Consider the following 22,022-nt stretch of genomic DNA (forward strand, 5'->3'; position numbering starts at 1 on the left):
TACTGCTTTATGGGGAAAGGGGCTTTGCGCCCATTTTTTAAAGGTCATTCTCTAAAAAAGGAAAAAGAGCATGAAAAAAAGGAAGTGGACAAAATGCTTTCGCATTTTGTCACACTCCCCTTTTTTGTACTATGTATGCTTATGTGGTACGTGCTGTTTTCACCGTGTCCATGTAAACGCTTTACCTCTTCCCTCGTTTAGGCGTCGAGGTTCTTTGTCAGGAGCTGGTTGACTACACCCGGGTTGGCGCGGCCTTTAGTCTGTTTCATGATCTGGCCGACGAGGAAGCCAATGGCTTTCTTCTTCCCTGCTTTGTAGTCTGCTACAGACTGCGGGTTAGCAGCGATGACGGATTTGACGATGTCTTCCAGAGCGCCTGTATCGGTGATCTGAACGAGACCCTGTTCTTTGACGACGTCGGCTGCGCTCTTGCCGCTGGTCCACATTTCCGGCAGGACTTTCTTGGCGATCTTACCGGAAATGGTGCCCTTGGCGATGAGCTGCAGGAGTTCTGCCAATCCTTCCGGTTTGACCGGTGCCTGGTCGGCAGAGAGGCCGGCTTCGTTCAGCTGTTTGGCGAATTCGCCAAGCATCCAGTTCGAGGCCGTCTTGGCGTCTACGCCGGTGGCGACGACAGCTTCGAAGTAGTCAGCCGTCTGTTTTTCCTGTGTCAGGAGGCGGGCATCGTAGGCCGGCAGTTCCAGTTCCGTTTCAAAGCGTTTGCAACGGGCGTCCGGCATTTCCGGCAGTTCCTTGCGGACTTCTTCAATGTATTCCGGTGTGACTTCGATGGGTACGAGGTCCGGTTCGGGGAAATAACGGTAGTCGGCGTCGCCTTCTTTGACACGCTGCAGGACCGTGACGCCTTTGGCTTCATCCCAGCCGCGTGTAGCCTGCTGGATGGTACCGCCGTCTTCGAGGATCTGGGCCTGACGGACGGCTTCATATTCGATACCCTTCTGGACACCGCTGAAGGAGTTGATGTTTTTGATTTCTGTCTTCGTGCCCAGCTTGTCACTGCCTACAGGGCGGACGGAAATGTTGGCATCGCAGCGCATGCTGCCTTCTTCCATGCGGCAGTCGGAAACGCCGAGGTACTGCATGATGGAACGCAGTTTTTCCAGGTATGCCCGGGCTTCTTCACCACTGCGCAGGTCCGGTTCACCGACGATTTCGAGCAGCGGTACACCGGTACGGTTGTAGTCGACGAAGGAGTTATCCGACGTATCGATAGAAGCGCCGCTGTGGACGAGCTTGCCTGCGTCTTCTTCCATGTGGATACGGGTCAGGCGGATCCGCCGTGTTTCGCCACCTACTTCGATGTCTACGTAGCCGTTGAGGCAAATAGGCAGATCATACTGGGACGTCTGGAAGTTCTTCGGCAAATCCGGATAGTAGTAGTTCTTACGGTCGAATTTGCTGTACGGCAAAATGTCGCAGTGCAGGGCAAGGCCGGCTTTGATGGCAAAGTGCAGTACTTCTTTATTGAGGACAGGCATGCTGCCAGGCAGGCCGAGGCAAACCGGGCAAACGTGCGTGTTCGGTTCAGCGCCGAATTCTGTGGAGCAGCCGCAGAAAATTTTTGTTTTCGTTTTCAGTTCGACATGGACTTCCAAGCCGATTACGGATTCATATTTCATCTTAGAGTTCTACCTCCCCCATTGGCAGCGGTTTGCGCAAGTCTGTACGGTTTTGTTCGAACGTGTAGGCTACGCGGAGCAGCGTTTCTTCACCGAGGGCTGCGCCGATGAGCTGCATGCCGATGGGCATGCCGTCCTTGTAGCCGCAGGGAATGCTGATACCCGGCAGGCCGGCCAGGTTGAGGCTGACCGTGCAGACGTCGCCGAGATACATAGCCAGGGGATCGTTATCGTGCTGGCCAATGCGGAAGGCCGTATCCGGTGCCGTCGGTGTGAGCAGGACGTCGCACTGGCTGAGGGCTTTGTCGAAGTCCTGTTTGAGGAGCGTCCGTACTTTCATGGCGCGCAGGTAGTACGCGTCATAGTAGCCTGAGCTGAGGACGTACGTGCCAAGCATGATGCGGCGGCGTACTTCCGGGCCAAAGCCGGCCGTACGGGTCTTACGATACATGTCGACGATATCCGTGCCGTCCACGCGGAAGCCAAAGCCTACGCCGTCGTAACGGGCAAGGTTGGAGCTGGCTTCAGCCGGAGCGATGATATAGTAGGCAGCCAGGCCGTATTTCATGTGCGGCAGTTTGACCGGTACGATTTCTGCACCGAGCTTGCGGTACGTTTCGATAGCTTCTTCCAGAGCCTTGCGGCATGTGTCATCGAGACCTTCGACGAAGAATTCTTCAGGAATACCGATCTTCAGGCCTTTGACATCGTTGACGAGGGCTTTTGTATAGTCTTTCTTCTCCATGGGAATGGAGGTGGAATCCTTCTTGTCGTGGCCGGCAATGGCGTTGAGGACGATGGCGCAGTCCGTAACGTCTGTCGTGAAAGGACCGATCTGGTCCAGGGACGAGCCGTAGGCGACGAGGCCATAGCGGGATACGAGGCCATACGTCGGTTTCAGGCCGACGACGCCGCAGTAGGCTGCAGGCTGGCGGATAGAGCCGCCTGTATCAGAGCCGAGAGCCCAAACAGCAGAGCCGGCAGCGACAGCAGCAGCCGAACCGCCCGACGAGCCGCCCGGTACGCAATCGAGGTTCCACGGGTTGTGTGTAATCTGGTAAGCCGAATTTTCTGTGGAGCTGCCCATAGCAAATTCGTCCATATTGGTCTTGCCCAGGCTGATATAGTCCAGGGCGTTCAGTTTTTCAATGACCGTTGCGTTGTACGGTGCCTTAAAGTGTTCCAGCATTTTCGAGCCGCACGTCGTATTCTGGCCGGCTACGCAAATGACGTCTTTAATGGCACCGGGGATGCCGGCCATGGCAGCGATGTCTTCGCCAGCGGCGATTTTCTTATCGACTACAGCAGCGGCTGCCAGGGCGTTTTCGCGGTTGTCCGAAAGGAAGGCCTGAACCTGCGGTTCGACGGCGTCTTTGCGGGCAATGTATTTTTGTGCCAGTTCGACAGCAGAAATTTCGCGGCGGACCAGCTTATCATGCAGGGCATGGATGGTTAATGTTTCCACAATACTCCTCCTTAATCCTGAATTACTTTTGGTACTTTGAAGTAGCCGTTTTCCGGTTCCGGCGCGTTCTGGAGTGCCTTTTCGTTTGGCAGCGACGGCTGCGGCACATCATCGCGCATGACATTATGCAAAGGAATGGCATGTACAGTAGGCTGTACATCTGTAATATCGACCTGGTTCAAGAGGTCCATATAAGCCAGAATGTCGTTCAGCTGTTTTCCCACCGTTTCGATCTGATCGTCTTCTACGTTCAGACGGGAAAGCAGTGCGATTTTCTTGATTTCTTCAGCACTGATTTTCATAGGAATCTCCTTCTCGTAAGTAGTCTATAACAATGGTATATTATACCCCATATTGCGGCAGTTGTCATCCGTAGCGGGCTTCAAGGTTTGTCAAACAGGTACTCTTCCCGTTCGACGACCTGGCCGTTTTGGATATACACGCGCGGTACGCGGCGGTTGATATTACACATGATTTCGTAATTGATCGTGCCGGCCTTGTCGGCCAATTCTTCGATAGGAATGAACTGGTCCCCTTGGCGGCCAAAGAGAACGACCTCGTCGCCGGCGCGGACGTTTACTTCGCCGGTCACGTCGATCATGCACTGGTCCATACAGATTGTGCCGACCTGAGGCACGCGATGGCCGTGGAACAAGACGTCGACCTTGCCGGACAGGGCGCGCATGTAGCCGTCGGCGTAGCCTACAGGCAGTGTGGCAATTTTGCGGCGCTGGTCGCAGACGAAATGGCGGCCGTAGCTGACTGTAGAGCCGGCGTCGATGAGCTTGTTGTGGGCTACACAGCATCGCAAGGACATGACCGGTTCAAAGCCATAGCCGGCCAGGGATACGGCCCGGCTCGGCTCACAGCCGTATTGGATGATACCCGGCCGGACCATGTCCAGGTGGTATTCCGGCAATTCCAGCGTCGCCGCGCTGTTGCAGCAATGACGCAGGGGAATGCGCACGCCTTCGTCTTCCAGGCGGCTGCAGACCCACATAAAGCGTTCAAACTGTTGCCGCGTGAAGGTTTTGTCCGCTTCGTCAGCGACGGCAAAATGCGTGAAAATGCCGTGTACTTCAATAGCCGGCAAGGACGCAATGCGCGTGATCGTGGCAATGCTTTCTTCGTCGGGCAGGAAGCCAATACGGCTCATGCCCGAATCGATGGCCACGTGGACGCGCAGGGTCTGCCCCAGGCGTGACGCTTCGGACGAGAAAAACTCTGCATTCTTCAGGTTGAAAACGGCCGGTTCTACATGATACAACAGGAGCTCTTCTGTCCGCCTGCCATCAGTATGGCCGAGGATAAAAATATCCTTTTTGATGCCGGCATAGCGGCGCAGCTCGACAGCTTCGTCGAGGCTCGATACGGCAAAACAGTCGGCCCCGTTGGCAGCAAAGGTGCGGGCCAGCTCGACGGCGCCGTGGCCGTAAGCGTTGGCCTTAACGACAGCCGCAATGCGCACGTGCGGCCCGACGTGCTTGCGGATGACCTGCATGTTATGCGCAGCCGCATCTAAATCGATTTGTGCCCACAAGGCACGACGCGTAAAGTTTTCCGTTGTCGAATTGACATCCATCAATAATCCCACCTTTATATAGATAAAGCAGCCGTCCCCTGTAGGGATGGTGAGCCCATAGGGCCCGGAAGGGGTGCATGTATCATCCCCTATTATACCTTACCGCCATAACGCGGTCTAGGGCCATCGGCCTAGGCCACGCGGTCGTCGACCATGCGGCCGCTCTTCCAGGCCCAGAGGACGTACAGGATATATAAGACCATGACGGCCAGGACAATGTAGTAAATGGAGATATAGCCCATGTCACCGGCCAAAGTCCCTAAGAGGATGATGCCCAAAAAGGTTCCCAAGTCGAGCATGTTGTAGTACGTCGCACTGGCGTTGCTGCGCCGTGCCGGCGGCACGGAATTAAAGAGCCACGTCATGATAGCCGGCATGAGCAGGCCTGAGCCGAGACCGTAAAAGATGGAGGCCGACAAGAGATAGGCTGACGAATGGGCTGTACAGATCATGACGATACTGATGGCATAGACGATAACTCCGGGAAGCATGACAAAAATCGGGCCGCGCCGGTCGTAGAGCTTGCCACCGAAAATTCGTGATACGAGGACAAAGACCGTGCCAAAGACGAAGAATAAGCCGGCATAGGAAATCCCCGCTTCGGCCGCCATGAGGGGCAGGTACGTATTGACCGAAGCATAAACGAAGCCAAAGATAAAACACGTACTGGCCGGCGTAAAGGTGCCTGCTTCAAAGATGCGGTTGTACAGCGGGATATGCTCTTTTTCCTTACGGACGACAGGCCGTTCGGGTACGTGGGCCAGGCGGAACAAGACGATGGCAATGGCACTGGCCGTTGCTGCCAGGGAAAAGAGCACGACAGGACTAAAGGCCGAAAAGACGGCGACGCCAATGGCCGGTGCGGACCCCATGGAAATAGTATTGCCTAAACCGAAATAGCCGACGCCTTCACCGCGGTGCTCCGGCGGAATGACTTCAACGGCCAAGGCGGCGGCAAAGGTCGTACTCAGGCCAAAGCCGAAGCCGTGTAAAATACGGGCCACGAGGAGGCCCTGAAAGAAGGGAAAAAAGCTGTACGCCGCCGTAGCCACGAGGGACGTCGTCAGGCCCAAAAAGAGGCAGCGTTTTTTCCCCAGGCGGTCGACGAGGGCATCCGTAAAGAAGCGGACAATAATGGCAGAAAGAGCAAATATACTGGCAATGAGGCCCAGTTCAAAGCCCGACGAACCGAGGGACGCGGCATACATAGCAATGGTCGGCACGAGCATGTGGAAATTGACGAATAAGAGGCCGTTACCGACAGTGATCAAGATAAAATTACGATTCCAAAGTTTTTCTGTACTCAAAAAATTCTCACTCCCTAATTCCCGGAAAAAAAATAACAGCCAAAAGGCCGTTATTTTTTCTTCTGTACATATATGGCAGCACTGAGTCCGGCCTTGGCGCCTTCGTAGACGGCCTTGGCAATCTGCAGGAGGCCGCCGGTTGCATCGCCGGCGGCAAAGAGGCCCGGCATGGCCGTAGACATGTCGTCCTGCACCTGAATGGCATTGCCCGCCAAGGGCAGGCCCACCTTGCGGGCCAGGTCGGCACTGCCGGCCACACCGTACGCCACAAAGACACCGGCAACGGGCAAGTCGCTGCCGTCGGCAAAGCGGACGGCACTGACCTTGTCTGTCCCCGTAATGGCGGCTACACGGCCTGTTTCGACGTGGATGCCCTCCGGTACGGACACTTCCGGTTCCGCCCCATCTGTACAAAGTGTTACCGACGCAGACGTGCGGGCCAGGATTTCTGCTTCGTGTACGGCGTATGCGCCGGCACCGAGGACAGCTACGGCCTTCTTACGGTAAAAGAAAGCATCGCAAATGGCGCAATAGCTGACGCCGTGGCCTTCGAGCGGTGCCAGGCCCGGTATAGGCGCACTCTGGCGCGTTGCCCCCGTAGCCATGATGACGCTTTTCGCCGCTAGTTTTTCCGCCGGCGTTTCTACGATATAATGGGTCAGCGTATCGTCCAGGCCGAGCCAGACGACCTCTGCCGTCATAAACTCGACGCCCAGCCGGCGTGCCCCGGCTATGCCCTGTGCGGCCAGTTCCTTGCCACTGACCGGTTCGGCAAAGCCGTAGTAATTTTCGATCTTTTCTGCCTTTTCTAAGGCGCCTGTGCCTTGGGACACGACGCAGACCGAACGGCCGGCACGGGCGGCATAAAGGGCTGCCGAGACACCGGCCGGGCCGGAGCCGATAATGATCACATCTGTCATGACGTGCCTCCCCTATTTGTACATAGCCAGGAGTTTTTCAAAGGCCGGCAGGGAACGGACGATCATGTCGCTGTCAACGCAATAGGAAATACGGGCATAGCCCGGGCAGGCAAATTCGTCGGCAGCGACGATGAGGATGTTCAATTTCTTCGCATTTTCCATGAACTGGATGGAGTCGCCATCGGGAGCCTTGACGAAGAGATAGAAAGCACCGGACGGATAGACACAGTCATAGCCCATACGCGTCAGGTTGTCGTAAATGAGGTGACGGTTCTTATCGTATTCGCTAATATCTCCTGTAGCACCGTGAACGGCGGCGATGACACGCTGGAACGTGCTCGGCGCGCAGACGTAGCCATACATGCGGGCAGCGCCCAGGATGGCCGTCATGAGATACTGCCAATCGTCGACAGCAGGCGGGACGAGGATGTAGCCAATACGTTCACCCGGCAGGCTCAGGGATTTGCTGTATGAATAGGTGACGATCGTATTGTCGTAATAGTGCGGAATATAGAGAATAGGCAGATTGTCATAAATGACTTCGCGATACGGTTCATCGGAAATGAGGAAAATCGGATGACCGATTTCAGCCGACTTGCGTGTGAGCAAGGCTGCCAGCTCTTTGATCGTTTCTTCTGAATAAACGGCACCGGACGGGTTGTTCGGCGTGTTGATAATAATGGCCCGTGTATGCGGTGTAATAGCCTGTTCTACACCTTCAATGGAAAGCTGGAAGTGTTCTGTATCAGGCGGTACGACGACGCATTTCGAGCCGATCGGTTCGATGAAAACGCGGTATTCCGGGTAAAACGGTGCGACGACGATGAATTCGTCCGACGTATCTTCCTGGAGGGCCCGGATGAGGACTGCCAGGGAAGCCGACGAGCTGACCGTAATATGGAAATTGTCGGCACCGACGCCGGCGTTATACGTTTCGTTCATATAGTCTGCCAGGTACTGCCGTACTTCCAGGAGTCCCCGGGCATTGGTGTAGCTGTGTAATTCTTTTGAGGACAATGTATTGTACATATCAAAGATGGCTTCTTTGACACAGTCCGGTGCAGGAATGGACGGATTGCCCAGGCTGAAATCGTATACGTTTTCTGCCCCGATTTTCTTCGCCTGTTCCTGACCATATTCAAATAATTCACTGAATTTGGAACGCACGGCCCCTAATTCATACATTTTCTTGTCTGCCATTCCAGAGATCCCCCTTCGCAGATCCCGACCCAACGGTACGGGCTAGCTAAAAAATATATGTTGACAAATGTATATTATACTATATATGCCTCTGACGTGCAAGAATATACGTCTGTGCTATACCCGGAAACAGGCCGCCTGCGGCCCATTGTAAAATTTTCCTAAATCCCTTGCAGATAGGGCTTCGACACTGGAATTGCCCGTCCGTTTGTGATAGACTGATGAGCGAATCTGAAATTTTCTGCTGTATATATATTTTCTGCACGAGGAGAAATATCATGAAAATAGTCATCGCTATAGATTCTCTCAAGGGCAGTCTCAGCTCGTACGAAGCCGGGACGGCCATTAAAGAAGGTATTTTACGGGCTTGCCCGCAGGACACGGTCGTCGTCCGGCCCCTAGCTGACGGCGGCGAAGGCACAGTCGACGCCCTCGTCGAAGGGCTGCACGGAGAAAAGAAGCTCCTCCGCGTACACGGCCCTCTGACCGACGACGTAGCCTGTAAATACGGTATCATTGCCCACGAAGGCAAGGCCATTTTGGAAATGGCCGAAGCAGCAGGCCTCAACCAGGTGCCGGCCCACTTGCGCAATCCCCTCTACACGACGACCTACGGCGTCGGCCAGGTCATTGCCCAAGCCATTAGCGACGGCATCCGTAAATTCATCATCGGTATCGGCGGCAGTGCCACGAGCGACTGTGGTTTGGGCATGCTCCAAGCTCTAGGCTATGTTTTCTGCGATGCTGACGGCCAGCCTGTAGGGCCGAACGGCATTGACGTAGAACGCGTCGTTTCTGTCGACGACAGCCACGTTTTGCCGGAGCTTGCGGACTGTGAATTCCGCATTGCCTGTGACGTCAACAATCCTCTCTACGGTGACTTAGGCGCACCGGCCATTTATGGCCCGCAAAAAGGAGCTACTCCTGAAATCGTCGCCCGTCTCGACGCGGCAGCCCGTTCCTTTGCCGGCGTAACGGCCCGCTACTGCGGCCACGACTGGGCTCATGTCCCCGGCGCCGGTGCGGCCGGCGGCTTAGGCTTTGCCTTCCTGGCCTACTTGCACGGCCAGCTGCAGTCGGGCATTCAGATCATCCTCGATGAAATCAACCTCGATGCCGAAGTACAGGACGCTGACGTCGTCATCACCGGTGAAGGCCGCCTGGACCGGCAAACCGCCATGGGCAAAGCCCCCATCGGTGTGGCCAAGCTGGGCAAGAAATACGGTGCCACAGTCCTCGCCTTTGCAGGCTGCGTCAGCGAAGATGCGCGCCAGTGCAATACAGCCGGCATCGATGCCTTCTTCCCCATTCCCGACAGGGCCATGTCCCTCGAAGAAGCCATGAACAGTGACGAAGCGTACAAAAACATGACCAATACAGCGGAACAGGTCTTCCGCCTTATCCGCACCTTGCGGGCATAAAAAAAAGAACGGCAGGATATACACGTCCTGACCGTTCTTTTTTTACACGTTCATCGTATGGAACAGGGTACCGTCCAGGTCTTTCCACATGAGCTTGCCGTCCTGTAAGGTCATATAGCTGTGCGGCGAGTTTTCCTTAGGCAGGGAAACCGAGCCGGGATTGACATAATAAGAATCGTCGCCTAAAAGCTTCCACACCGGCACGTGCGTATGGCCGTGAAGCAAGATGTCGCCTGGCGACAAGGGCGGCAAATGGTTCTCGTTATAGATATGACCGTGGGTCGCAAAAATCATGCGCCAGCCGCAGTCAATCCAGCACGATTCCGACATGATTGGAAAATTGAGGACCATCTGGTCCACTTCGGCGTCGCAATTGCCACGCACGCCATAAACCGGTGTCACCAGGCCGTTGAGCATGGCAATGACAGCTTTAGGGTTATAATCCCTGGGCAGTTCATTGCGCGGGCCGTGATACAAAATATCACCTAAGAGGAAGACACGCCGGGCGTCTTCCCGATGGATGGCATCGATGAGCTTACGGCAGTAAAAGGACGAGCCGTGTATATCTGAGGCAATGACGATTGGTCTCATGCCAGCACCTCCTTGATTTCTTCGAGATTCGTAACGATATGGACAAAGGCTTCTTCGTCGGCCCGGACAAAGGCCTGACGGATCATGCTATCAAAAAAGGCTGCTAAGGGATCATAATAGCCGTTGACATTATAGATCAGGGCCGCCTTGTCGTGCTGCTTTAACCGGCCGTGAGAAATGACTTCGGAAATTTCTTCCAGCGTTCCCGGACCGCCAGGCAAGGCAATGCAGGCATCGGCCAGGCTGAGCATGCGCGCCTTCCGTTCGGCCATGGTCTGTACTATTTCCAGCTGCGTCAGGCCCCGGTGGGTCCCTTCGATACTGATGAGAAATTCCGGCACAATGCCTATGGCCTGGCCGCCACTGCGCAATACGGCATCTGCGACGACGCCCATAAGACCTGTCCGGCCGCCACCGTAAATCAAGGTATGGCCGGCTTCAGCCAGCCACGTGCCTAAGGCTTGTGCTGCCCTGGCGTAAGCCGGATCATTGCCTACAGCAGAGCCACAATAGACTGCAATATTCAATTTCTCTTAACCTCCTCTAAGGAATAGGACAACCGCCGCGTATTGAAACCGCCCTTATGGATATCCAGGATTTTGCCGCCCTGGTGAATGACGTAATACATGGGCACGCTGTAAACGTTGTACGTATCGGCACTGTCCATGCTGGCAAAATATAAGGGCATCGTATAGGACCAGTCTGCTGCAATTTTCTGGCGTGTATGGGCATCCCGGTCCAGACAGACAATGAGGAAATCCACGTCGTGGCCGTATGTTTTATACAGGTCCTCCAGGATTGGCAATTCTGCCTGGGCCGTATCGCTCCAGGTGAGCCAAAAATAGACGAAGACGGGCTTCTCATTATAGAGCTTGCGTAGGGCTACGGTCTGGCCATCAGCCGTCACTAAGGGTATATTGCGGGCCAGCTGTTCCAGCTCCGGCCGGGCTGCTGCCTGGGCTTCTTTGAAATCCGACGGCTGCAGGACGTAGGGATTGCGCTGCGGCACGTAGCCAATCGTAATGAGCACACAAAGAAGCGCCGTCACGACGACGCCTTTTTTCCTGGCCGGCAGCTGGTTGAACCAGTCTCTCACTGCGTGGATGGTCATGGTTAGTTCCTCCTAATGATACGAACATATTGTACCATACCATCCGCTAATAGGAAACGAAAACTTGCAGGTTTTAGGGCCAATCCGTTATACTATAGAAAAGGAGGAGACGAAAATATGAAAATAAAAGAAGTGAGCGCCGTTTCCGGCCTTTCGGCAGACACACTGCGCTACTACGAACGGATTGGCCTCATTCACGACGTAGGCCGCGATAAAAACGGTATCCGCGACTATACGGACGAAAACATGAATAACATTGCCTTTATCAAATGCATGCGCGACGCCGGCGTATCCATTGAAGGTCTCATAGAATATATGAAGCTCTACCCGCAGGGCGACGCGACAAAAGACGCCCGCAGGAACATTCTCCTGGCAGAACGGCAGCGCCTGACCGAACGGATGGAACAAATGCAGACAGCCTTAGAGCGTCTCGATTACAAGCTGTCTCTTTTACAAAAATAACGGCTTTGCCTATCTGCTACATTTGTCTTTTCCGAAAGGAGGATCTCCTATGAAGTTCCCTATTCTGCGCCTCATGGCAGGCACAGCCCTCTTTGCAGCCCTTTCCCTGCCCGCATTTGCCCACACGATGACGCAGGCTGAATTGTGCATGGGCGGTATTGGCTCTAATTGCACCATTGGCTATGCCACACAAATTTACGGTGCGCCCACAAAGGTAGAACGCTGGGATGGTGACAGCGTCCACATCGTTTCGTACGACTGGGGCGGCTTCCATGTCATTGGCCGCGTGCCCCTTTCCGATGCACGGCCGGAAGTAGATTATCCTGTCATGGGCTTTATCATGAAGGATAACAACCTCTCTACGCCTTCGGGTATTGCCGTAGGCCAATCGTACAGCCAGGTACTATCCCGTTTTGGTGAAGCCAGTACGACAGTAAGCCAGGGGACGGGTCTGACGTCGTACGTCTATGCATTTCCCACAACGGGCCAAACCCTGTCTTTTAACGTCAATGGCCAGGGTATCATTACAGAAATCAACTTCGGCTCTGTTCTTTAGGCCTAGACATTACAAAACAGCTCTCAGCAAACGCATGAGAGCTGTTTTGTGTATATTTTTTACTGTCATGTACTCCTGCCTGTCGATGCAGGAAGGCGTTTACCTTAGCTGTCCCATTCATAGGCAAGCTTTGGCCCGCCATTAAACGTGATCAGGCCGCAGTATGCAAATCCTTCACGTTCAAGAACGTGCTGCATTACTTTATTTTCCTCTTGCGTATCAATGCGAATGGCTTCAACGCCATGTTCCGTGCAGAAATTTTTTATCAACGCAAAGGCCTGGCGTGATAACCCTTTTCCTCTGCTTTTCTGAGAAAATGCCATCCTATGCACTACAGCGTATGGTTTGTCTGTTTTCCATGCACCTTCAATGACATGATAGGCCGGTTCATCGCCTATGACGATACAACAATATCCATATACATCATCAGCTTCAAATACATAGCCTATGCCTGCTTCGATATCCTCTTGAATGGTTTGAACCGTAGGATATCCGGGATACCACTGCACAAAGCCCAGTGATTTGTGATAGCTTCTTGCATCTTCAATACACTGATATGCTTTATGGGCTTCATCTGCCCGTGCGTTTCGTAAGATCATCGTTTTCCCTCCCCTTATACCTGACCCGTACAATAGTATTGAAATTTATTTTATTGTATGATTCGGACCATATAATGTCAACAGAAACAGGTATAGCAAGAAAACGCAAGCTCTCTGGGACAGCAAGGCCGGCAGGTCTTTCACGACACCGGCCGGACAGATTGAACGACAGGATGCGCATTTCCCCTTTCTGTTCTTTTTTCTATGGGATTTGGCAACGCCATTTCTCAGCAGGCCCTGACGGCAAAAAGCTCTCACGCATTTGCTGAGAGCTTTTTTAGTATTGGCTTTATGCCTGTCCCAGGGTACGCACGACGTCTGCCAAGTCTGCTTGGATACAAAGGGAGCGGCCGGCAATTTCCTTGGGCACAGCAGTCTGTCCGGCATTGACACAGGCGTAGAGTGCGTCTCCATTGCTGAAGGTCTTTTGCCAAAAGGGATACTTAATGATGCCCGGCGTGTTATAGCCTACGCCGAGTTCGAGGTATAGCACGTGTCCTTTCTGATGGGCTTGGACAAAGTGGTCATACCGCTCCGCTGCGGCGTACCAGCCTGCGTCCTGGACAAAGGTATCGTCACTGCGCAGATTCATGGTCATAGGAGCGCCGCATTTCGGGCAGTGCGGAATGAGCCCGGCTGGCACCTTGCGGTCAGCTTGTTGGGCTACCATTTCCTTGACGATGGCTTCGTTGTCATAGGTCTCAGCATGGCAGGGCACGCTGCATTGCCAGAGGCCATAGTCTCCCTGGGTGTAGAAGAGGCGTTTTTTGTCGAAGCCTGCCCGCTGGAAGCAGTGGTCGACATTGGTCGTGAGGACGAAGTAGTCCTTCTTCTCTACGAGGTGGCGCAGCCTTTCGTACAGGTCTGTCGGCATGGGCACGTAGCGGTTCCAGTAGATGTAGCGGCTCCAAAAGGCCCACTGCTCTTCTGGCGTCGCGTAGGGATAAAAGCCGGCACTGTACATATCCGTAAAGCCATAGGCGCTTATGAAATCGGGAAAGAGGCGTTCAAAGCGTTCGCCCGTATAGGTATAGCCCGCGGCTGTCGACAGGCCTGAACCGGCACCGACGACGACGGCATCGGCCTGGCTGAGAGCTTGCTTCAGGGCGTCAAGCTCGCTGGAGCAAGTTTCTATAGATGATGTAGTCTTGGTCTTTGAATACATTGAAGATCACCTTCTTTACAGATGTATCCCTTTGGAGAAACTGGCGCACCGTTCCTATAGCGACGGCAGCGGCCGCCTCAGGAGGAAAATGAAAAACACCAGTAGAAATGCAGCAAAAAGCAACGCTTTCCAGGTTCTTTTGGGCTGCCAGTGTAAGACAAGCCGTGTACGACGCAGCCAAGGCTTCCCGGTCGGCGTCCGTCAGAGCTCCTTCTACGATCGGTCCTACAGTGTGCAATACGTAGCGGCATGGCAAATTGTAGGCCTTTGTGAGCTTGGCCCGGCCCGTTTCTTCGGCATGGCCCTGGGCCTGCATGAGGGCGTCACAGGCCAGGCGCAGCTGTACGCCGGCATAGGTGTGGATGGCGTTATCGATACAATGGTGATTGGGCACGTAGCAGCCGGTCATACCGCTGTTGGCGGCATTGACGATAGCGTCGCACTGAAGTGTCGTAATATCCCCTTGCCAGAGATAGAGATTGCCATCGGCTAAAGGCGTCAGTTGATCTAGTGTAGTTATGCCTTTTTCCTTGGTGGATTCTTGAAGATATGCATCCTGGACGGCCAGAAAATCATCACTGATTATTGCAGCCGGACGTATATTCATGAGGCCGCGCAGGAGTATTTTTTGCTCCTCTGCCTGGGGCGGAATGGCTAGAGAGCTGTATTCCGGCCGTTCGGCCAGCAGCACCTTGAGCAGGTATAGTCTTCGTTCATCCTGTGTCATTGTCACGCCTCCTTTTTTCCTCAGTATAGCACACCTGGTCTCATTAGAACGTATACGGCGGCTGGCCGGAGAAGTCAGCAATGACGCCATGCGCATCGGCCAGGTAAAAGACTTCAAAAATCGGGTTGTCCGCTGTCTGGTACTGGCTTTTGACGATAGGATTTTCCAGGCACGCTTCCTTGATGGCGTGATTGTTTTCAAAGACGGCTTTGCCGGAGAGGCGGATCCAGGCGTAGTCTGGCGAGGAAACCGTGATTTCTACGTAGGGATTGGCCTGCATATCCTTGTAGACTTCCTTCTGATTATTCGTGCAGAACCAGAGCTTGCCATCCTGTTCGACACTGAACATAAACGGGCGGACTTTGGCCTTGCCATCACGGCCGACAGTGGCCAGGTATTGTACGGGATTCGCTTGTAAGAATGCTACGACTTTGTTCATGGTATATGCCTCCTGAATTGATGTAATTATCTTGATTACATTGTTAGTGTAGCATAGTTTTGTTGTAATGTAAATAGTTACAATAAATTTTCTCAAAAAAAGAAGAGACCTCGTAAGATCTCTTCCACTGCTCTTTCGTTTAGATTATACGTGCAGGCCCAGTTCCTTCGCTTCGTGAAGGGCTTTGTGGCCTTTAATGGCACCGATATCAAGACAGTTGCCGGCAAAGACCGTTTCTATGAATTTAGCCTTCGGGAAGCAGGAAACCCAGCCTTTGAGGCCGTTTTCTGCGTTGACGGGCGTCGCCGGTTTATCGTCTTCTGCGGTCGTCAGGAGATAGACTTCACGGTACTTATAATTTACTTTATACAAGGCATTGGCCCGGTCCAAAAGGACTTTCATCTGGCCGGACATTTCGTAATAGTAAATAGGTGTAGCAAAGACGAGGACGTCGGCATCCTTCATCTTTTGTACGATTTCGTCGGCATCATCGTGGATGACACAGCGCTGCGTATCGAGACATTTCCAGCAGCCTGTGCAGAAGGAAATCTTCTTCCCTGCCAGGGTTACTCGTTCTACGTCGTGACCGGCTTCAACGGCACCGTCTTCAAAGGCCATAGCCAAGGCATTCGAATTGCCGCCTACGCGCGGGCTCGTTCCCATAATCAGTACTTTTTTCTTCATCGCAATTACCTCCGTTATGTTGTATACCCATATAGTATAGCAAAGATTACGTAAAAATATAAGATTAAATGAGTAAAGAATCAGAAAAAAATAAGGAAATCCCTGGCTGCAGGATTTCCTCATCTCGTGTACCGTTTTTAGAATGTCAGGCGCATTTGGTACCATACGGCACCGCCGTGTTCGGACGTGCTGAGCCCTTCGTTTACAAAGCCAAAGGAGGCATAGTAATGGACGAGGCGGTCCTTACAGGTCAGAACCAGGCCCTTGCGGCCTTCTTTACGGGCTGTATCGATGGCGGCGTGTAAGAGCTGGCCGGCGTAGCCGTGCTTGCGATAGGCCGGCAGGGTATTGACGCCAAAGATCATCTGCCAGGCGCCGTGCGGGTCATGCGCTGTGGCGTTGGCGTACAGGTCGTCTGTCAGGTCTTTTTGATCCGTAACCAGTCCATCGACAAAGGAAATCAACGTATCTCCCTCAAAAAGGAGCCAAAAGTGATCCCCGTAGGCGGCCAGGCGCTGGGCCATAATATCTGCCGTTGCTGCTTCTGCGGCAGGAAAACAGGCCGCTTCTACGGCGGCGACGCTGGCTGTATCATCTATCGTTGCAGTTCGTATGTACATAGTCTTATCATCTCCTCGGCTATTAGTATAGCACAGAAAAAAAGGCATTGACGAGGAAATATTTTTATGCTACAATATGCCAGTAAATTTAATATATATACACTTCCTCTATCACCGGATAGGGGGTTGAGGTGTCGAAATCCGTCGTAGGTCAGCCTGCTCGCAGGTCATAAGATGGGTTTTGGCACCTCTTTTTTTCAAGGAGGAGAAGCTCATGAACGTAACGATTCAGCAAGGACTGCCTGAGGCAGCCAAAACCATTCGTCAGGAAGTATTTGTCCAGGAACAGGGCTTTAAGGCCGAGTTCGACGACATCGACCCGACGGCGTGGCACGTCGTTCTCTGGGATGGCAATACGCCTGTAGGCTGCTGCCGCATTTTTCCGGGTGAACGGCCGCAGACCTATGTCATGGGACGCCTGGCTGTACGCAAGATCCGCCGAGGCTGTCATTTAGGCAACCGCATCATGGCTGCCATGGAAGATTTCGTCCGCGCGCACGGCGGCAGCCGTGTAGAGCTTTCCGCCCAAGTGCGCGTACGCCCCTTTTATGAAGCCTTAGGCTATACGGCTAGTAGCGACGAATATCTCGACGAGTACTGCCCGCACATCCATATGGAAAAGGAGCTGACCTTGCCATGAGTTTAACCTTTTGGCTCTCTTTTTTCGCCATCGTCATCGGTAACGTAGGCTATCACATCATTGCCAAATCGACACCGGCTGCGGCATCGCCCTTTCTCTCTCTGAGCGTCACCTATGGCGTTAGCTTCCTCATCTGTGCCCTGCTCTATCTGGCTATAGGCCAGCCGTCCCTAAGTCACGACCTGGGCGACCTGAACTGGACCAGCCCGGCTTGGGGCGTGGCGCTCGTAGTCATCGAGGCAGGCTACATTTTTCTCTACCGGGCCGGCTGGAAAATCAGCATTGCCTCGCTCTTCCTGAACGTCACCGTGGCGATCCTCTTGGTCGTCATTGGCGTAGCCTTTTACAAAGAACACTTGTCCCTGCGGGAAATGGCAGGTATTGCCTTTTGCCTATTAGGGATTTTTTGTCTCCACGATTAATGAAAAACGGGTACCCAGGCTGTAGTGATCCTGCGTACCCGTTTTTTATACTCTCTTAGCCTGCGTGCGAGACGAATTCGCCATAGTGCGGCAGTTCATCCTTGCCCTGCATGCCTTTTTCCGTCCCCTTGGCGACGGCTTTGCTGTAGTACTCGCATTTATAATCGATGACGTCCAGTGATTCCTGGAGCGCCGCGATTTGGGCCTGTACGGCTTCGCGACGTTTTTGGAACATTTCCAGGCGCTTTTCCAATGTCGTATCGCCTTCAAGAACCCACTGGGAAAAGGTGCGGATATCGGCAATAGGCATACCTGTGCGCTTTAAGCATTCGACGATTTGTAAGGAAGCGATATCGATGTCATGAAAGACACGGTAGCCTGATGGTTTCCGTTCGAGAAACGGCAAGAGGCCTTCTTTATCGTAATACCGCAGGGTCGTCGTCGGAATACCCGTCATACGGGATACCTCTTGTATCGTATAGGACATGAAAAATTCCCCTTTCTGCAAAAATACCTTGACCTTAAAGTTAAGTTTAAGTATATACTATCTTTAGAAAAAAGTGAAGGAGGAAATTTCTATGAACACCTATACCCGTTTAGCCCGCTTGGCTTTGCTCGTCACGTGTGGAGCTGCCCTTTCCCTGACTGGTTTTGCCGCTACGCCTTCCGGCACGACAACGGTCACGTCCGTAGCACCTCAGACAGGCCCTTCGAAAGCGGTCCCCGAAACAATCGATGCGTCTAAACTCTCGAATGCCTGGGACAAGACCTTCCCCGAAGACACTCGCGTTAGCCACCACAAGGTAACCTTTCACAACCGCTACGGTATTACTCTCGTAGCCGATATGTATGTGCCCAAGACCCATAAGCCTGGCGAAAAGCTGGCTGCCATTGCCGTTGCCGGACCTTATGGCGCCGTAAAAGAACAAGTCTCCGGCCGCTATGCCCAGGAAATGGCTGCCCGCGGTTTTCTGACCATTGCCTTTGACCCGTCCTTTACAGGTGAATCAGGGGGTGCGCCGCGCAACGTATCGTCACCGGATATCAATACCGAGGATTTCCTGGCAGCCGTCGATTTCCTTTCCAATACCAAAGATGTCAACCCTGACCAAATCGGCATCCTCGGTATTTGCGGCTGGGGCGGCTTTGCCATTAATGCCGCTGCAGCGGATCCGCGCATCAAGGCCACGGCTACATCTACTATGTACGATATGAGCCGCGTTATTGCCGACGGCTACTTCGACAAGGGCAAGACACCGGCTGAACTCCAGGCGTACCGCAAGGGGCTGCGCCAGCAAATTAGTGCCCAGCGTACGGCTGATTATAAGAATGGGACCTACGCCATGGCCGGCGGCGTGCCGACGACGGTAACGGACGATATGCCCCAATTCGTCAAGGATTACCACGACTACTACCAGACGAAGCTGGGCTATCATCCCCGCTCCTTCGGTTCGACTACAGGAGCTACGCTGAGCTCGGTCCTCGATTTTGCCAACATGCCCATTACGGTCTATGCAGAAGAAATCGAAACACCGGTGCTCCTCATTCACGGAGAGAAAGCTCATTCCCGCTACTTTAGCGAAGATATATACAAGCGTCTCAAGGGCACGAACAAGGAACTCGTCATCATTCCCGGTGCCGTCCATACGGACCTCTATTATAAGATGGACGTCATTCCCTTCGACAAACTGGCCCGTTTCTTCCAAGACAATTTGAAATGAAGCATATCCCCTTGCCGTTGCGGTAAGGGGATTTTGTATGACTGGCCGTGTCGACGCATAGGCGGGCCATTCTTTCGTATTTTTAGCTTCTACTTAATATTTGTTTTCCGAATCATACATGGATCAATCGTAGAATGATATTCCGTGTTGTTGCAAAAAAGCGTCTTAGCTTGTCACAATGTGGCAGTAAAATGCCGTTTATTTTCATAATACGGGAGAACTTAGTTCAACAAGAGAAATTCTAAAAAAAAATTTAAAGGATCTAAATGCGGTATAGATTAGCATACACGCTGGAATTTCAGGCTTTTTCCATTCTCAATACCGTAAAATTTACGGTTGACAGCAGCTGGTGTCGTACCTATAATAAGGCTTATAGCAAATGTGTACCAATTTAGGGTACCAATGAATTACGCTATAAGAAAAGAGGTATTATGTATGTCTAATGATGTAAATCAAGACCAGGTTCGCGAACAAGCCCGTGAAATCATTCACGGCAATAAGGGCCACAAAAACAGCCGCCAGTTCGCACTTTGGATGGGGGCCCTGGTCATCGGCGCTATTTTAGGATGGATGGGAATTCCGGCACTGAATCAGCTCTTCGACTTCATTGCCACTGTATTCACGCGCTTATTCCAATTTATAGCTATTCCTACCATCGCTCTTGCCGTCATTACAACCTTGTCCGCACTGGGAGCTAAAAAAGAAACGGGCCGTATCTTTGCCCACGCCGTGACGTACACACTGCTAACGACGATCTGTGCTGCCGCCATCGGCCTGGCACTCTATCTCTGGATTGCACCGGGCAACCTGCCTATGGATCTGATCAACCAGGGCACGGCCGCTGTACCGCAGAAACTCGAAAAGGTCACGTATTACGACCATTTCCTCTCGGTTATTCCGAATAACATCCTCCAGCCGTTCTTGTCGGGCAACGTCCTTTCTGTCATGCTTATCGCCGCAGCTGTTGGCCTGGCTCTGGCATTCATGCCGAAAACGGAAAACCGCGACGTTCTCCTCAAGGGTATTCAAGGACTGCAGGAAGTTCTCTTTACACTCATTCCGCACTCCTGTGGATCCTGCCTGTAGGCATTCTCGCCTTTGCAGCTCAGCTGTCTGCCCAGATTGAAGCCGGCGTTATCGTCGGAGCAATCGGCAAATACACCCTCGTCGTCCTGGCTGGCAACCTGATCCAGTTCTTTATCGTTATTCCGCTCTTCCTGGCAGCCCGCGGCATGAACCCGCTCTACGTCTTCCGCAAGATGGCCCCGGCCGTAGCCGTAGCCCTCTTCACTAAGAGCTCTGCCGGCACACTGCCTGTCACCTTGGCTTCGGCTGAACGGAACCTTAAAGTCCACACGCAGGTATCCCGCTTCGTCCTGCCTATCTGTACGACCATCAACATGAACGGCTGCGCTGCCTTTATCCTGGTAACATCCCTGTTCCTCATGCAGAACGGTGGCATGGAACTGACTCTCGGTGAAATGATCGCCTGGCTTTTCGTAGCCGTCCTCGCTGCCGTCGGCAATGCCGGTGTCCCCATGGGCTGCTACTTCCTCACCTTGTCCCTCATGTCCTCCGTCGGTGCGCCCATTGGCATTATGGGGATTATCCTGCCGATCTACACCATCATCGACATGATCGAAACAGCAGAAAACGTTTGGTCCGACTCTGCCGTCTGTGCTATGACCGACCACGATCTGGCCGACGAGCTCGACAAAGAAGACCATGCCAAAGCTGCCCTTGAAGCATAATCGGCCTTGGCTTCGTAACGAACCGTACGGGAAACTTCCTGTACGGTTCGTTTTTTAGGAACAGATCCTGTTTCCGGGTCATAAAAAAACCACGCAGTGTCGACGGCTGCGTGGTTTTCTTATACGGACTTTCGTATTCGTTTAGAGTTCCTGCACGATGATGCGGGAAATGGAGTTAGCTGCTGTGCGAATAGAGCCGATTTCACTGAAGTAAAGGCCCAGGGGGATTTCTTGTTCCAGCTGCCTCACATGGGTGTTGATATTTTGACAGGCTGCTATCATAAGGGCTTGGCCGCGTTTGGTCGCCAAGGCACTCATAATCTGGTAAGTTTCACTTTCTATGCGATTGACACACATAAAGACAGGTGACGTGATGCTGATTTCTGAGGCTGCCATCAAGGCAGCTTTGAGGCCGGTCGTATAGGCCAGAATTTGCTGGCACAGGTCTTTTATGTCGTCACGATATTGCTGACCTGAAAAGGCCCGGGCTTTGCCGAAAAAGCTGAACATTGGGAATCCCCCCATTTCGATTGGTTATTAGGCTTGCAGATGCTAAAAGTATAGTACAGCCAGTATGCCTTATTCAAGTGATTTTGTTCGAAATTACATGCATTTTACACACTGGCATTCGTATAACGTTTAATTGCATAGGGGCCCTGTCCCGACACAAAAAGGAGGCCCCGAAAGGTCTCCTTTTTGTGCTGCGTTTATTGTATTTGATAAACCTATGAATACTCCTTAGTAATCTGGCTACGTGAGGAGTTGAAGGAGTATCTTTTGAATTTCAAGAAACGTCTGGATCAGAAAAGAGAATTCGAATATACGTATGAGGCCTCCCTTATAGTATGTATTTGTGGGAGGAAAAAGCCCATCTGAGACTTGATATGCTCCCTTCTAGGTAGACATGAGAAATAATAAAATCTCACTCTACTTGGAAGGGAGCATTTAATATGCATAGAACTAAGGTTTGTGCAGAAGAAAAACTACATACGGTGCTAG

Annotated in this window: 25 protein-coding genes and 1 pseudogene; 8 read left to right on the forward strand and 18 right to left on the reverse strand. The window is 52.8% G+C overall.

Features of this window, described 5'->3' with window-relative positions; genetic code table 11:
- Positions 1-201: hypothetical protein (locus H8J70_RS12520; protein WP_222433685.1), on the forward strand; the 201-nt coding region annotated here is incomplete at its 5' end.
- On the opposite strand, the gene gatB is transcribed toward H8J70_RS12520, so the two are convergent.
- The 7 genes from gatB to H8J70_RS10615 all read right to left on the reverse strand — a co-directional run bounded on the left by gatB (position 198) and on the right by H8J70_RS10615 (position 8,114).
- The gene (gene gatB / locus H8J70_RS10585) at positions 198-1,640 is read right to left on the reverse strand and encodes an Asp-tRNA(Asn)/Glu-tRNA(Gln) amidotransferase subunit GatB (protein ID WP_186504262.1); all 1,443 of its coding nucleotides are present in this window, start codon (positions 1,638-1,640) and stop codon (positions 198-200) included. The two genes, H8J70_RS12520 and gatB, sit on opposite strands and share 4 nt — an antisense overlap.
- Before the next feature lies 1 nt (position 1,641).
- On the reverse strand, positions 1,642-3,105 hold the full coding sequence (gene gatA, locus H8J70_RS10590; RefSeq protein ID WP_186504263.1) for an Asp-tRNA(Asn)/Glu-tRNA(Gln) amidotransferase subunit GatA: 1,464 nt from the start codon (positions 3,103-3,105) through the stop codon (positions 1,642-1,644).
- A gap of 11 nt (positions 3,106-3,116) precedes the next feature.
- A complete protein-coding gene (gatC, locus tag H8J70_RS10595) occupies positions 3,117-3,407 on the reverse strand; it encodes an Asp-tRNA(Asn)/Glu-tRNA(Gln) amidotransferase subunit GatC (protein ID WP_186504264.1) in 291 nt (96 codons plus the stop codon).
- Positions 3,408-3,487: 80 nt separating this feature from the next.
- A complete protein-coding gene (gene alr / locus H8J70_RS10600; protein WP_186504284.1) occupies positions 3,488-4,687 on the reverse strand; it encodes an alanine racemase in 1,200 nt (399 codons plus the stop codon).
- Positions 4,688-4,818: 131 nt separating this feature from the next.
- Positions 4,819-5,994 carry an MFS transporter gene (locus H8J70_RS10605; RefSeq protein WP_186504265.1) on the reverse strand — a complete coding sequence of 392 codons (1,176 nt, stop codon included), beginning with the start codon at positions 5,992-5,994 and terminating at the stop codon, positions 4,819-4,821.
- Between the two features lie 50 nt (positions 5,995-6,044).
- Positions 6,045-6,914, reverse strand: coding sequence for an NAD(P)/FAD-dependent oxidoreductase (locus H8J70_RS10610; protein WP_186504266.1), 870 nt, complete (start codon positions 6,912-6,914; stop codon positions 6,045-6,047).
- A gap of 12 nt (positions 6,915-6,926) precedes the next feature.
- Positions 6,927-8,114 carry a pyridoxal phosphate-dependent aminotransferase gene (locus tag H8J70_RS10615; RefSeq protein ID WP_186504267.1) on the reverse strand — a complete coding sequence of 396 codons (1,188 nt, stop codon included), beginning with the start codon at positions 8,112-8,114 and terminating at the stop codon, positions 6,927-6,929.
- Between the two features lie 278 nt (positions 8,115-8,392).
- Here H8J70_RS10615 and H8J70_RS10620 point away from each other — a divergent pair, with 278 nt between their 5' ends.
- Complete coding sequence (locus tag H8J70_RS10620) at positions 8,393-9,535, forward strand: glycerate kinase family protein (protein ID WP_186504268.1); 1,143 nt, start codon at positions 8,393-8,395, stop codon at positions 9,533-9,535.
- Between the two features lie 42 nt (positions 9,536-9,577).
- Here H8J70_RS10620 and yfcE read toward each other — a convergent pair whose 3' ends face one another.
- Genes yfcE through H8J70_RS10635 form a run of 3 tightly spaced genes read right to left on the reverse strand, consistent with a single transcriptional unit; the run spans position 9,578 to position 11,237 of the window.
- Complete coding sequence (gene yfcE, locus H8J70_RS10625; RefSeq protein WP_186504269.1) at positions 9,578-10,126, reverse strand: phosphodiesterase; 549 nt, start codon at positions 10,124-10,126, stop codon at positions 9,578-9,580.
- Positions 10,123-10,653 carry an LOG family protein gene (locus H8J70_RS10630; protein WP_222433686.1) on the reverse strand — a complete coding sequence of 177 codons (531 nt, stop codon included), beginning with the start codon at positions 10,651-10,653 and terminating at the stop codon, positions 10,123-10,125. Before H8J70_RS10630 ends, yfcE begins: the two co-directional genes overlap by 4 nt.
- Positions 10,650-11,237 carry a TlpA family protein disulfide reductase gene (locus H8J70_RS10635; RefSeq protein WP_186504270.1) on the reverse strand — a complete coding sequence of 196 codons (588 nt, stop codon included), beginning with the start codon at positions 11,235-11,237 and terminating at the stop codon, positions 10,650-10,652. Before H8J70_RS10635 ends, H8J70_RS10630 begins: the two co-directional genes overlap by 4 nt.
- Positions 11,238-11,354: 117 nt before the next feature.
- Between H8J70_RS10635 and H8J70_RS10640 the strand changes: the two genes are divergently transcribed.
- Both H8J70_RS10640 and H8J70_RS10645 read left to right on the forward strand, forming a co-directional pair.
- Positions 11,355-11,699: a MerR family transcriptional regulator gene (locus tag H8J70_RS10640; protein WP_186504271.1), complete on the forward strand. Its 345-nt coding sequence runs from the start codon at positions 11,355-11,357 to the stop codon at positions 11,697-11,699.
- A 49-nt stretch (positions 11,700-11,748) separates the two neighbouring features.
- Positions 11,749-12,255, forward strand: a complete 507-nt coding sequence (locus H8J70_RS10645; protein WP_186504272.1) for a hypothetical protein — start codon at positions 11,749-11,751, stop codon at positions 12,253-12,255.
- A 104-nt stretch (positions 12,256-12,359) separates the two neighbouring features.
- Here the strand turns inward: H8J70_RS10645 and H8J70_RS10650 are convergent, their stop codons facing one another.
- From H8J70_RS10650 to H8J70_RS10675, 6 genes are all read right to left on the reverse strand, one after another.
- Positions 12,360-12,854 carry a GNAT family N-acetyltransferase gene (locus H8J70_RS10650; protein ID WP_186504273.1) on the reverse strand — a complete coding sequence of 165 codons (495 nt, stop codon included), beginning with the start codon at positions 12,852-12,854 and terminating at the stop codon, positions 12,360-12,362.
- A 289-nt stretch (positions 12,855-13,143) separates the two neighbouring features.
- Positions 13,144-14,019: an SIR2 family NAD-dependent protein deacylase gene (locus H8J70_RS10655; RefSeq protein ID WP_186504274.1), complete on the reverse strand. Its 876-nt coding sequence runs from the start codon at positions 14,017-14,019 to the stop codon at positions 13,144-13,146.
- Entirely contained in the window at positions 13,964-14,746 is a 783-nt protein-coding gene (locus H8J70_RS10660; RefSeq protein ID WP_186504275.1) for a protein-ADP-ribose hydrolase, read from the reverse strand. The genes H8J70_RS10655 and H8J70_RS10660 overlap by 56 nt, the downstream gene beginning before the upstream one ends.
- A 43-nt stretch (positions 14,747-14,789) precedes the next feature.
- Positions 14,790-15,185, reverse strand: coding sequence for a pyridoxamine 5'-phosphate oxidase family protein (locus tag H8J70_RS10665; protein ID WP_186504276.1), 396 nt, complete (start codon positions 15,183-15,185; stop codon positions 14,790-14,792).
- 144 nt (positions 15,186-15,329) lie between these two features.
- Complete coding sequence (locus H8J70_RS10670; RefSeq protein ID WP_186504277.1) at positions 15,330-15,869, reverse strand: flavodoxin family protein; 540 nt, start codon at positions 15,867-15,869, stop codon at positions 15,330-15,332.
- A 137-nt stretch (positions 15,870-16,006) separates the two neighbouring features.
- Complete coding sequence (locus H8J70_RS10675) at positions 16,007-16,489, reverse strand: GNAT family N-acetyltransferase (protein ID WP_186504278.1); 483 nt, start codon at positions 16,487-16,489, stop codon at positions 16,007-16,009.
- 214 nt (positions 16,490-16,703) lie between these two features.
- Between H8J70_RS10675 and H8J70_RS10680 the strand changes: the two genes are divergently transcribed.
- Positions 16,704-17,129, forward strand: a complete 426-nt coding sequence (locus H8J70_RS10680) for a GNAT family N-acetyltransferase (RefSeq protein WP_186504279.1) — start codon at positions 16,704-16,706, stop codon at positions 17,127-17,129.
- Positions 17,126-17,551 (forward strand): hypothetical protein, encoded by a 426-nt coding sequence (locus tag H8J70_RS10685; protein ID WP_186504280.1) that lies wholly within the window; start codon positions 17,126-17,128, stop codon positions 17,549-17,551. Before H8J70_RS10680 ends, H8J70_RS10685 begins: the two co-directional genes overlap by 4 nt.
- 55 nt (positions 17,552-17,606) lie before the next feature.
- On the opposite strand, the gene H8J70_RS10690 is transcribed toward H8J70_RS10685, so the two are convergent.
- Positions 17,607-18,038, reverse strand: a complete 432-nt coding sequence (locus H8J70_RS10690; protein WP_186504281.1) for a MerR family transcriptional regulator — start codon at positions 18,036-18,038, stop codon at positions 17,607-17,609.
- A 91-nt stretch (positions 18,039-18,129) separates the two neighbouring features.
- Here H8J70_RS10690 and H8J70_RS10695 point away from each other — a divergent pair, with 91 nt between their 5' ends.
- The gene (locus H8J70_RS10695; RefSeq protein WP_186504282.1) at positions 18,130-19,272 is read left to right on the forward strand and encodes an alpha/beta hydrolase; all 1,143 of its coding nucleotides are present in this window, start codon (positions 18,130-18,132) and stop codon (positions 19,270-19,272) included.
- 435 nt (positions 19,273-19,707) lie between these two features.
- A pseudogene (locus H8J70_RS10700) lies at positions 19,708-21,023 on the forward strand (dicarboxylate/amino acid:cation symporter).
- Between the two features lie 141 nt (positions 21,024-21,164).
- Here H8J70_RS10700 and H8J70_RS10705 read toward each other — a convergent pair.
- Complete coding sequence (locus H8J70_RS10705) at positions 21,165-21,533, reverse strand: hypothetical protein (RefSeq protein ID WP_186504283.1); 369 nt, start codon at positions 21,531-21,533, stop codon at positions 21,165-21,167.
- Between the last annotated feature and the right edge of the window lie 489 nt (positions 21,534-22,022).

Origin of the sequence: Megasphaera hominis (assembly GCF_014269395.1) — a bacterium.
Lineage (GTDB): Bacteria > Bacillota > Negativicutes > Veillonellales > Megasphaeraceae > Megasphaera > Megasphaera hominis.

Coding starts and splice junctions, on each gene's coding strand:
- yfcE (WP_186504269.1), bottom strand. CDS start 10,126: ATGAGACCAATCGTCATTGCCTCAGATATACACGGCTCGTCCTTTTAC.
- H8J70_RS10690 (WP_186504281.1), bottom strand. CDS start 18,038: ATGTCCTATACGATACAAGAGGTATCCCGTATGACGGGTATTCCGACG.
- H8J70_RS10670 (WP_186504277.1), bottom strand. CDS start 15,869: ATGAAGAAAAAAGTACTGATTATGGGAACGAGCCCGCGCGTAGGCGGC.
- alr (WP_186504284.1), bottom strand. CDS start 4,687: ATGGATGTCAATTCGACAACGGAAAACTTTACGCGTCGTGCCTTGTGG.
- H8J70_RS10660 (WP_186504275.1), bottom strand. CDS start 14,746: ATGACACAGGATGAACGAAGACTATACCTGCTCAAGGTGCTGCTGGCC.
- H8J70_RS10620 (WP_186504268.1), top strand. CDS start 8,393: ATGAAAATAGTCATCGCTATAGATTCTCTCAAGGGCAGTCTCAGCTCG.
- H8J70_RS10650 (WP_186504273.1), bottom strand. CDS start 12,854: ATGATCTTACGAAACGCACGGGCAGATGAAGCCCATAAAGCATATCAG.
- gatB (WP_186504262.1), bottom strand. CDS start 1,640: ATGAAATATGAATCCGTAATCGGCTTGGAAGTCCATGTCGAACTGAAA.
- H8J70_RS10645 (WP_186504272.1), top strand. CDS start 11,749: ATGAAGTTCCCTATTCTGCGCCTCATGGCAGGCACAGCCCTCTTTGCA.
- H8J70_RS10675 (WP_186504278.1), bottom strand. CDS start 16,489: ATGTACATACGAACTGCAACGATAGATGATACAGCCAGCGTCGCCGCC.
- H8J70_RS10665 (WP_186504276.1), bottom strand. CDS start 15,185: ATGAACAAAGTCGTAGCATTCTTACAAGCGAATCCCGTACAATACCTG.
- H8J70_RS10640 (WP_186504271.1), top strand. CDS start 11,355: ATGAAAATAAAAGAAGTGAGCGCCGTTTCCGGCCTTTCGGCAGACACA.
- H8J70_RS10695 (WP_186504282.1), top strand. CDS start 18,130: ATGAACACCTATACCCGTTTAGCCCGCTTGGCTTTGCTCGTCACGTGT.
- H8J70_RS10615 (WP_186504267.1), bottom strand. CDS start 8,114: ATGGCAGACAAGAAAATGTATGAATTAGGGGCCGTGCGTTCCAAATTC.
- H8J70_RS10655 (WP_186504274.1), bottom strand. CDS start 14,019: ATGTATTCAAAGACCAAGACTACATCATCTATAGAAACTTGCTCCAGC.
- H8J70_RS10705 (WP_186504283.1), bottom strand. CDS start 21,533: ATGTTCAGCTTTTTCGGCAAAGCCCGGGCCTTTTCAGGTCAGCAATAT.
- gatC (WP_186504264.1), bottom strand. CDS start 3,407: ATGAAAATCAGTGCTGAAGAAATCAAGAAAATCGCACTGCTTTCCCGT.
- H8J70_RS10680 (WP_186504279.1), top strand. CDS start 16,704: ATGAACGTAACGATTCAGCAAGGACTGCCTGAGGCAGCCAAAACCATT.
- H8J70_RS10610 (WP_186504266.1), bottom strand. CDS start 6,914: ATGACAGATGTGATCATTATCGGCTCCGGCCCGGCCGGTGTCTCGGCA.
- H8J70_RS10685 (WP_186504280.1), top strand. CDS start 17,126: ATGAGTTTAACCTTTTGGCTCTCTTTTTTCGCCATCGTCATCGGTAAC.
- H8J70_RS10635 (WP_186504270.1), bottom strand. CDS start 11,237: ATGACCATCCACGCAGTGAGAGACTGGTTCAACCAGCTGCCGGCCAGG.